The sequence below is a fragment of the Gemmatimonadales bacterium genome (assembly GCA_035502185.1).
In the GTDB taxonomy this organism is placed as follows: domain Bacteria; phylum Gemmatimonadota; class Gemmatimonadetes; order Gemmatimonadales; family JACORV01; genus Fen-1245.
In genome coordinates this window covers 17,873-28,569 of record DATJUT010000071.1, presented here as the reverse complement: position 1 = coordinate 28,569, position 10,697 = coordinate 17,873, and the positions used below count along the sequence as shown (strand labels likewise).

Annotated in this window: 5 protein-coding genes; all 5 read left to right on the top strand. The window is 71.2% G+C overall.

The window, feature by feature from the left end; translation table 11 throughout:
• The first annotated feature begins 61 nt into the window (after positions 1–61).
• The 5 genes from VMF70_09855 (at position 62) to VMF70_09835 (ending at position 10,645) form a co-directional block, all read left to right on the top strand.
• Complete coding sequence (locus VMF70_09855) at positions 62–3,418, top strand: PDZ domain-containing protein (GenBank protein HTT68321.1); 3,357 nt, start codon at positions 62–64, stop codon at positions 3,416–3,418.
• Positions 3,419–3,496: 78 nt separating this feature from the next.
• A complete protein-coding gene (locus VMF70_09850; protein HTT68320.1) occupies positions 3,497–6,082 on the top strand; it encodes a protein kinase in 2,586 nt (861 codons plus the stop codon).
• Positions 6,083–6,179: 97 nt separating this feature from the next.
• Complete coding sequence (locus tag VMF70_09845) at positions 6,180–8,384, top strand: S9 family peptidase (GenBank protein ID HTT68319.1); 2,205 nt, start codon at positions 6,180–6,182, stop codon at positions 8,382–8,384.
• A gap of 94 nt (positions 8,385–8,478) precedes the next feature.
• Positions 8,479–8,709 carry a hypothetical protein gene (locus tag VMF70_09840; protein HTT68318.1) on the top strand — a complete coding sequence of 77 codons (231 nt, stop codon included), beginning with the start codon at positions 8,479–8,481 and terminating at the stop codon, positions 8,707–8,709.
• A 13-nt stretch (positions 8,710–8,722) separates the two neighbouring features.
• Positions 8,723–10,645, top strand: a complete 1,923-nt coding sequence (locus VMF70_09835) for a sugar phosphate nucleotidyltransferase (GenBank protein HTT68317.1) — start codon at positions 8,723–8,725, stop codon at positions 10,643–10,645.
• Positions 10,646–10,697: the final 52 nt, after the last annotated feature.

Sequence of the window (10,697 nt, the reverse complement as noted above, 5' to 3'; positions counted from 1 at the left end):
CCGTCAACGGCACCCTCGCGGGTGCGGTCGACGGCCGCCCGCACCTCCGCTGGAGTCCAGCATGACGCCACGCCCCTTCCTGCTCGCCGCCGCGTTCGCCGTCGTGAGCATTCCGTCCCCGCTGTCGGCCCAGGCCACGCGCCTGCTGCACCAGCCCGACGTCAGCGCGCGTTACGTCGCCTTCGCCTACGCCGGCGACATCTGGCTGGCGCCGCGCGCGGGCGGCGACGCGCGCCGCGTCACCAGCTCGCCCACGGTGGAGCGCGACCCGCACTTCTCGCCCGACGGGAAGTGGCTCGCGTTCACCGGCGAGTACGGCGGCAATCCGGATGTGTTCGTGGTCGGGGTGGACAGCGGCACGCCGCGCCGCCTGACGTGGCACCCGGGGGCGGACGAGGTCCGCGGCTGGACGCCGGACGGCAAGCGGATCGTCTTCGTCTCCTCGCGCACCGGCGTGCCGGACGCCGAGCCGCGGCTGTGGAGCATCGCGCCCGAGGGCGGCCTGCCCGAGCCGCTGCCCGTGCCGCGCGCCCAGGCGGGCGCCATCTCGCCCGACGGCCGGTCCATCGCGTACCAGCTGGTGCGCCCGTGGGAATCGGAGATGCGCAACTACCGCGGCGGCCAGAACCAGCCCATCCGCGTTCTCGACCTCCAGAGCCACACGGTGCGGAAGCTCCCCTGGACCGACAGCCGCGATCAGCAGCCGGTCTGGCTCGGCCGCACGGTCTACTTCATCTCGGACCGCGACTGGGTCAACAACGTCTGGGCCTGGGACGCCGACGCCGGCACGGTGAAGCAGGTCACGCACTACCGTGACTTCGAAGTCGAGAGCGTCAGCGCTGGCGACGGCGTGGTGGCCTACGAGCAGGCGGGCGACGTCCACCTGTACGATCCGGCGAGCGGGACCGACACCAGGCTCGACATCCGCGTCACGGGCGACTTCCCGTGGGCGATGCCGCACGCGGCGGACGTGTCGAAGGCGCTCACCGCGCCGCAGCTTTCACCCACCGGCGTGCGGGCGCTGTTCGAGGCCCGCGGCGACGTGCTTACGATCCCGGCCGACAAGGGGACGTGGCGCAACCTGACCCGCTCCTCCGGCGTGGCGGACCGCACGCCGGTCTGGTCGCCGGACGGAAAGCAGATCGCGTGGTTCAGCGACGCCTCCGGCGAGTACCAGCTGATGGTGAGCGACCAGGACGGGCTCACCGCGCCGCGCGCCTACGCCCTGGACCATCCCAACTACTACTACGCGCCGGCGTGGTCGCCGGACAGCAAGCTGATGCTCTTCACGGACGCGGCGATGAACCTGTGGGTGCTCGACCTGGCGAGCGGCCGGCAGACGAAGGTGGACCAGGACAACTACACCTGGCCGGACCGCGACATGGCGCCGGCGTGGTCGCCGGACTCCCGGTGGATCGCCTACACCAAGCGGCTCGTCGGGTCGCAGTTCCACGCCGTGTTCGCCTACGGCGTCGAGGACCGCGCAGTGCACCAGCTGACCGACGGTCTCTCGGACGCCATCAGCCCGGCCTGGGACCGCAGCGGGAAGTACCTGCTGTTCCTCGCCTCGACCGACTTCGCACTCAACAGTGGCTGGCTGGACATGAGCAGCTACGACCGCCCGGTGCAGCGCGGCGTGTACCTCGCGGTGCTCTCCAAGGCGGACCCCTCGCCGCTGCTCCCCGAGTCCGGCGACGAGCCGGCCGACACGGCCCGGGCGGCGAAGCCCGACAGCGGCGCGCGGCGCGGCGGGCGCGCCACGGCCGGCGCCCGCGACGCCGGATCGGCCCCGGTGGCACCGAGCCGCGACTCGGCCACCGTGCGCATCGACTTCGACGGGTTGTCGCAGCGCATCCTGGCGCTCGACGTGCCGAGCCGCGACTACGTCGGCCTGCGCGCGGGCGGGGCGGGCCAGTGGTTCTACCTGGAGCGCGTGCCCCATCACGCCGACGTGCTGCACCGCTACGACCTGAAGGACCGCAAGGCGATCGACTTCCTTGCGGCCGCGGCCGAGGAGTACGCGGTCTCGCGCGACGGCAAGAAGCTGCTCTACCAGGGAGCCGGCGCCGGTGGAGGCGAGGGCGGCGGTTCGCGGCCCAACGGCCACTGGGCCGTGGTGGACGCTACGGGGCCGGCGCCCGCGCCCGACAAGGGCGTGCTCGCGACGTCGGACCTCAAGATCGACGTGGATCCGCCGGCCGAGTGGCGGCAGATGTTCACCGAGGCGTGGCGCATCGAGCGCGACTTCCTCTACGTCGCCAACCTGCACGGCGCCGACTGGCCGGCCATCCGCCGCAAGTACGAAGCGCTGCTTCCGTACGTGCGCCATCGCGCCGACCTCACCCGGCTGCTGTCCGAGATGCAGGCGGAGCTCACCATCGGCCACAGCTTCGTGGGCGGCGGCGACCTGCCGACCGCCGACGCGCTGCCCGCCGGTCTGCTCGGTGCCGACCTCGAGGTGGCCGACGGCCGCTACCGCATCAAGCGCATCTACACCGGCGAGAACTGGAACCCGGAGCTGCGCGCGCCGCTGTCGGCGCCCGGGGTGGACGTGCGCGAGGGCGACTACATCCTCGCGGTGAACGGCCGAGACCTCGCGCCGCCGGAGAACCCATACGCGGCGTTCGTGGGCACGGTGGGGAAGCAGGTGCAGCTCAGGGTCAACGCCCGTCCGGTCGCGGACGGCGCGCGTACCGTCACGGTGGTGCCGGTCGCCAACGAGGGCGGCCTGCGGACCCGCGCCTGGGTCGAGTCGAACCGGCGGCTGGTGGATTCGCTCTCCGGCGGCCGGCTCGCCTACGTCTACGTCCCCAACACCGGCGGCGGCGGGTACGCGAGCTTCAACCGCTACTACTTCGCCCAGCAGCAGAAGCAGGGAGCCGTGATTGACGAGCGGTTCAATCACGGCGGCAGCATCGCCGACTACATGGTGGACATCATGAGCCGCCAGCTGCACGGCTACTTCAACCAGCGGCTCGGCGACCGCTACAACGCGGTCACGGCCCCGGCCGCGGCGATCTGGGGCCCGAAGGTGCTCCTCATCAACGAGATGAGCGGCTCGGGCGGCGACATGTTCCCCTACATGTTCCGCCAGCTCAAGATCGGGCCGCTGATCGGCACGCGCACCTGGGGCGGGCTGGTGGGCTGGGGCGGCGAGCCGGAGCTGATCGACGGCGGCTTCATCAGCGCGCCGAGCACCGGCTTCTACAATCCGGACGGGCAGTGGGACGTGGAGAACCAGGGCGTGGCGCCGGACATCGAGGTGGAGGACGACCCGGCGCAGCAGCTCGTCGGGCACGACGTACAGCTCGAGCGCGGCGTCGCCGAGGCGTTGCGGCTGCTCGGGGAGCATCCGGTGCGGCTCAAGCCGCAGCCGCCGGCGCCCGACCGGGTGCACCCGCAGGGCAACGGCCGCTGACCCGGGTCGCGGCCGCTCGCCGGTCACGGGGCCTCTAATCCGCCGGGCCCGGGCACGTTATCTTGCCCGGGCCCGGCCATGACCGACCTCGACCGCCTCACCGCCGCCCTCGCGCAGACCTACCGACTCGAGAAGGAGATCGGCAAGGGCGGGATGGCGACGGTCTACCTCGGCGAGGACCTGCGGCACCAGCGCCGCGTGGCCGTGAAGGTGCTGCGCCCCGACCTCTCCGCCATCGTGGGCGCCGAGCGGTTCCTCAACGAGATCCGCGTCACCGCCAATCTCCAGCACCCGCACATCCTGCCGCTGTACGATTCGGGCAGCGCCGACGGGCTGCTGTTCTACGTGATGCCCTTCGTGCAGGGCGAGTCGCTGCGGGACCGCCTCAGCCGCGAGAAGCAGCTGCCGATCGAGGAGGCCGTGCGCCTCGCGAGGGAAGTGGCCAGCGCGCTCGACTACGCGCACCGCCAGGGCGTGATCCACCGCGACATCAAGCCCGAGAACATCCTGCTGCAGGACGGCACCGCGCTGGTCACCGACTTCGGCATCGCGCTCGCGGTGAGCCAGGCGGGCGGCAAGCGCATGACGGAAACCGGGCTCTCGCTCGGCACGCCGTACTACATGAGCCCCGAGCAGGCGACCGGCGACCGGCAGATCGACGCGCGGAGCGACATCTACGCGCTTGGCGCCGTGCTGTACGAGATGCTGAGCGGTGACCCGCCGCACACGGGATCCACGGCGCAGGCGATCATCGCGGCCGTCGTGACTGAGGAACCGCGCGACATCGCGAGCCGGCGCCCCAGGCTCTCTCCGCACGTCGCCGAGGCGGTGCACCGTGCGCTCGAGAAGCTGCCGGCCGACCGGTTCGCCAGCGCGGCCGAATTCGCCAAGGCGCTCGAGGGGCCGGCGACCGCGACCGGCCGGTTCGCGTCGGCGCCGGCAGCGCGGCGTGCCGCCCGGCGCCCGTGGGCCCGCGCGGCGCTGCTGGCCTCCGGCATCCTCGTGGGCCTGGCGGCCGGGCACGTGCTGTTCCGCGCGCCGGTGGCGCCGCCGGAGACGCGCACCCGGCTCACCTTCACCGGAGACGCGAGCGCGCCGTCCGTCACGCGCGACGGGCACTGGCTCGCCTTCATCCGGGGGCGTTGCCGGACGGTCGGCGGGAACTGCGAGGGCGACCTCGTCGCCCAGGAGCTGCCGCGGGGGACACCGAGCGTGGTGGTCGCCGGCGCCAAGGAGATGAGCCAGGCCGCGTGGAGCCCCGACGGGGCCACGCTCCTGCTGACGATGCGCCCCGCCTCGGGCGAGCCCGGGCTCTATGCCGTTCCGCGGGCCGGAGGCCTCGCGCGCAAGGTCGCCGACGGCGCCGACCTGTTCGCCTTTGCGAACGACCGCACGGTGGCGTTCACCAGCCGCGGCCGGCGCGCGATCTCGCTCGCCGACATCGCCACGGGCGAGGTGCGGGACAGCGTCGTGATCGGAGACGGCGGCTGGGTCCTGAGCGCTCTCGACTGGAATCCCGACAACGACCTCATCGCGTTCGCGGGCTTTCACGGCAGCACCTTCTATCAAGGAATCGCGAGCCGCCGGGGCGTCGTTCTCGATTCGCTGAGCACGCTCGGCGGCGGCGGATGGGACATTGACGGCCGGCACGTCATGGTCTTCGAGCTGGGGGCCCAGTCCCTTGGCCGCCTGGTGCTGATCGGCGTCAGCCGGTCCGGTCACTTCACCGGCCGCCCCGTCGAATACCTGGGGGGTATCCGCCAGGACGAGTGGACCGGCTTCGCCAGGACGCCGACCGGCCACGTGATCGGCGATGCCGGCCGCACCTCGGACGTCTGGTCGTTCGCCGTCGGCGGAGCGGCGCGGCGCCTGTCGCACAGCTCGACCTGGTACATCGGTCCGTCCATCGCGCCCGACGGCCGGGCCGTCGCCTACGTCAAGCAGGACGCGTGGGGAGGCAACGTCTACGCCGTCCCGTTCGCGGGCGGCGAGGAGCGTCCCGTCACAGCCGACTCCGGTACCCGGCAACTGGTGCGGTGGCTGCCGGACCAGCAGCGGCTCTCCGTGCTGGTCCTGGCGAGCGCGGGCGCCGGGCACATCACGCAGCAGATCGCCGAGCTGGGGACGGGACGGGTGCGCACCCTGTCCCCGGATCCCGGCCTGGTGGTCGTCGGCTGGCGGCCCGACGGCACGGCGCTCGCCGAGCAGATCGACTTTCACGGCTTCGCGGTCGTGGACTCGACCGGGCGGACGCTGCGCCGGTTCCCGCTGGCCGATTCGCTCGGGGCGCTGGCGAGCGCGACGCTCTCGCCCGACGGCCGCGCCGAACTGGTGCTGATGACGCGCGGCTCGGCGACCCGGGCCTACGCCCTGCAGCTGACGGACGGCGCGTTGCGGTTCATGGGCGCGGTCAGCGCGGTGGATTCGGTGCGGGTCACGGTCGAGCGCTGGGCGCCCGACGGTTTCATCTACGTCGCCCGGGCCGTCGGCGTCGCGACGCCGGAGCTGTGGCGGCTTCCCGAGAAGGGCGGCGCGCTGCAGCGCTTCGCCGCGCTCCCGGTGGCCTGCGACCAGAACTCGCTGACGTTCTCGCGCGACGCCCGCTCCGGGGCGTGCATCGTGTATGATGATCGTCCGGACCTGTGGCTGATCGAACGGCGTTAGCAGGTGGTGGGTTGCCGGTTGCAGTGATGCGGCATCGCCCACCGCCTTTCCCACAACCCACAACCGACCACCCACACCCCACAACCGGTTGAGCCCCATGCGAATTGCTCCGCTCGCGCTCGCGCTGCTCCTGGCACCCCAGGTCGGCGTCGCTCAGAAGACCCACATGCACGCCCTCAGCGACTGGATCGCCACCAGCCGCGCGCTCGGCGGGCGCCCCGGTCCCCAGAACGTCAACTGGATCGACGGCGGCCGGCGCTACTCGTACATCGCCCGGACGGACTCCGGCAGCGAGATCCGGGCGACGGACCCGGCCACCGGCAAGGACACGCTCCTGTTCCGGGCGCGGGGCCTGACGTTCCCCGGCGGGTCGGAGCCGTTCGCCTACCAGTCGTTCCAGTTCGCGCGCGACTCGAAGCACCTGGTGTTCCAGACGCACTTCCAGCCGATCTACCGCCGCTCCGGGACCGCGGACTACTACGTCTACACCTTCGCCGACCACGCCATGCAGCTCGCGGCCAGCGGCGCGCGCACCGCGGAGCTGTCGCCGGACGGCGCGATGCTCGGCTACGAGCGCGGCGGCGACCTGTTCGCCTACGACCTGGCGCAGCACAAGGAAACGCGCCTGACCAGCGACGCGACCGAGCTGGTCTACAACGGCCACTTCGACTGGATGTACGAGGAGGAGTTCGGCATCAACCAGGGCTGGAGCTGGTCGCCGGACAGCCGCTACATCGCCTACTGGCAGGTGGACGAGAGCGCGGAGCCGGTGATCCAGCTGTCGGACTACTCCGGCGCTCACCCGGCCTGGGAGAAGATCCGCATCCCGCAGCCCGGGGACTCGATCACCCGGGTCAAGGTCGGCGTGGTCGCCGTCGGCTCGGGGAGCCGCGTGTGGCTCGACACCGGCGAGCGCGGCGACTTCTACGTGCCCCGCATGTACTGGACGAGCGCGCCCGACACCCTCGCCGTCGTCACCCTCAACCGCCCGCAGAACGTGATGAAGCTGTTCTTCTTCGACGTGCGGACCGGCGGGCGGCGCCTGGTGTTCGCCGACTCGTCGAAGACCTGGATCGACGTCTACGATTTCTACGCCGGCATCCCGGACATGCTGTCGTTCCCGGAGGGCCTCAAGGAGTTCTTCTGGATCTCCGACCGCGACGGCTGGCAGCACGTGTACCGCTACGACTACGCGGGCCGGCTGCTCAACCAGGTGACGCGCGGCGCCTGGAGCGTGACGCGCATCGCGGGGATCGATCCGCAGGCGCGGATGATCTACTACACCTCGACCCAGGTCTCGCCGCTGCAGCGGCAGCTCTACGCGGTCAAGTTCGACGGCACGGGCCAACGGCGCCTCACGACCACCGAGGGCACCCACGGCATCGACATGTCGCCGGACGCCCGGTACTACATCGACCGGTGGTCGAACCTGCGGCAGCCCCGGCAGATCGAGCTGTGGGCCACGGGCGGCAGGATGCTGCGGAAGCTGGAGGACAACGCGGGCGTGACGGAGTGGCTCGGGACGCACGCCTATGCGCCCACCGAGATCTTCACCTTCACCGCCTCCGACGGCCAGCGCCTCGACGGGTCCATCGTCAAGCCGGTGGACTTCGACTCGACCCGGCGCTACCCCGTGATCTTCGCGGTCTACGGCGGCCCGGGCTCGCAGCAGGTGTACGACGCGTTCAGCACCAGCGGCCTGGACCAGTGGTACGCGCAGGAGGGCTATCTCGTCGTCGGGCTGAACAACCGCGGCACCAACAACTACGGGAGCGCGTTCGAGAAGATCGTCTTCCACCACCTCGGCCGGTGGGAGGCGCACGACTTCGCCGAGGCGGCGCGCTGGCTGTCGCGGCTCCCGTACGTGGACAGTACCCACATCGCCATCATCGGCACGAGCTACGGCGGCTACAGCACGCTGTACACGATGGCGATGTACCCGAAGCTCTTCCCCGTGGGGATCGCGAACTCGCCGGGGACGTCGTGGCGGCTGTACGACGCGATCTACACCGAGCGCTACATGGGGCTGCTGGAGGACAACGTCGCGGGCTACGACAGCAGCGCGGTGATGCCGTTCGCCGACAGCCTGAAGGACCACCACCTGCTGGTGATCCACTCGATGATGGACGACAACGTCCACCCGCAGAACACGATGCAGCTGCTGACCGCGTTGACCAACGCGGGGGTGGACGCGAGCCTCAGGATCTACCCGCCCGGCCGCCACGGGGCGGCGTACAACCTCGAGAGCTTCATGCTGATTCAGCAGGCGGGGGACGAGTTCCTGAGGCGGTGGCTCCACTAGGAGGAAGACGTTGGTAGGTTGTGGGTGGGAGGTGGGGGGAAAGGCGCATCCGTCTTTCCCACCACCCACGACCTGCAACCCACCAACATCACCCATGGCCCGACGCACGTTTGCCGATCGCGACGGTGAGCGGTGGGAGATCATCCCCGGCCGCACCGAATGGCAGTTCGATCCCATCGAGGGCAACCCGGGGCCGAGCCGCAGCGGCGCCTCGCCGGGCTACGAGACCGATCCCTACGAGCTGAGCGTCGAGGAGCTGCAGCGGCTGCTGGACGCGGCCCGGCCGCGACGCCCGTCGTCGCGCAAGTCGCCGTTCCTGGACTGAGGGGACGTTCCGGATGAGGATCTTCGTGCCCGGCCGCATCTGCCTGTTCGGCGAGCACTCGGACTGGGCGGGCGGCTACCGCCGCATCAACGCCGAGATCGAGCAGGGCTACACCCTCATCTGCGGCACCAACCAGGGCATCCACGCCGAGGTCGAGCCGCACCCGACCGCCCTGGTGCTCACCTCCACGATGCCGGACGGCACGGTCGTGGGGCCGCGGGAAATCCCGCTCGAGCCGAGGGCGCTGCTCGCGGAGGCCCAGACCGGCGGGTTCTTCAGCTACGCGGCCGGCGTCGCGTACCAGGTCGTCACGCAGTACCGGGTGCGCGGCCTGGTCCTCCGCAACACGAAGACCGACCTGCCGATCAAGAAGGGTCTTTCCTCCAGCGCGGCCATCAGCGTGCTCACGGCGCGGGCCTTCAACCGCGTGTACGACCTGCACCTGACGGTGCGGGGGGAGATGGAGCTGGCCTACCAGGGCGAGATCACGACGCCCTCGCGCTGCGGCCGGATGGACCAGGGCTGCGCGTTCGGCGACCGGGCGGTGGTGATGGAGTTCGACGGCGACCGGATCGAGACGACCGAGATCCGGCCGGCCCGCGAGCTACACTTCGTGATCGTGGACCTGCATGCGAAGAAGGACACCCTTGCGATCCTGAAACACCTCAACCGCTGCTACCCGTTCGCCGAGAACCCGGTGGAGCGCGGCGTGCAGGAGCTGCTCGGGCCCGTGAACCGGCGCGTCGTCCAGCAGGCCGTCGCCGCCCTCACGGCCGGCGACGCGCAGCGGCTGGGGGCCCTGATGACGGAGGCGCAAGCCGCGTTCGACCGCTACGCGGCGCCCGCGTGCCCGGACGAGCTGACGGCGCCGGTGCTGCACCGCGTGCTCGGCCACGCCGCGCTGCGGCCCCACGTGTGGGGTGGCAAGGGCGTCGGCTCGCAGGGCGACGGCTCGGCGCAGTTCGTCGCACGGAGCGCGGCCGACCAGCAGGCCGCGATCGCGATCCTCGAGCGCGACTTCGACGTCAGCTGCCTGACGCTCACGGTGGGCACCGGCCCCAAGGTCCGCAAGGCGCTGATCCCGGCCGCGGGCTTCGGCACCCGCCTGTTCCCGGCCAGCAAGGCGACCAAGAAAGAGCTGTTCCCGGTCATCGACCGCGACGGCGTGGCGAAGCCGGCGATCCTGCTCATCGTGGAGGAGGCGCTGAACGCCGGCATCGAGGAGGTCGTCATCGTCGTGCAGCAGCAGGATCTCGAGAGCTTCCAGTCGTTCTTCGGCACCCAGGTCTCGATCGAGAACTTCAACAAGCTGCCGCGGCCCGCCCAGGAGTATGCGAAGCGTCTGCTCGAGATCGGGCGCCGGGTGACCTTCGTGACCCAGACCGCGCAGGAGGGCTTCGGCCACGCGGTGTACAGCGCGCGCCCGGCCATCGGCGAGGAGCCGTTCCTGCTGATGCTGGGGGACCACCTCTACCACTCCGACGGACCGGCGTCCTGCGCTCGCCAGCTGCTGGACGCCTACCAGCGCTCGGGCACGAGCGTGGTGGGGCTGCGGCGCACCCCGGAGAGCCAGATCGCGAACTTCGGCACCGCCACCGGCGTGTGGATCGAGGGAGATCGGCTGCTCAACGTCACCGAGTTCGCCGAGAAGCCGACCGTGGAGTACGCGCGGGGCAACCTCCGCGCGCCCGGGCTCCCCGACGGGGAATACCTCACCTTCTTCGGCGAGTACGTCGTCGGCCCGCAGATCTTCGCGTACCTCGAGGAGCACATCCGGGGCAACGTCCGCGAGCGGGGCGAGTTCCAGCTGACGTCGGCCTTGGACCGGCTCCGCCAGGAGGGTGGCTTCCAGGGCCTGGTGATCGACGGGCGGCGGTTCGACATCGGGTTGCCGGAGTCCTATCTCCAGACGCTGGCGGAGTTCCGGGAGCGGTGAGCGACGGGGGAGCCGAACCGGCGGTTGGGGGTTGGTGGGTCGTGGGTGGTGG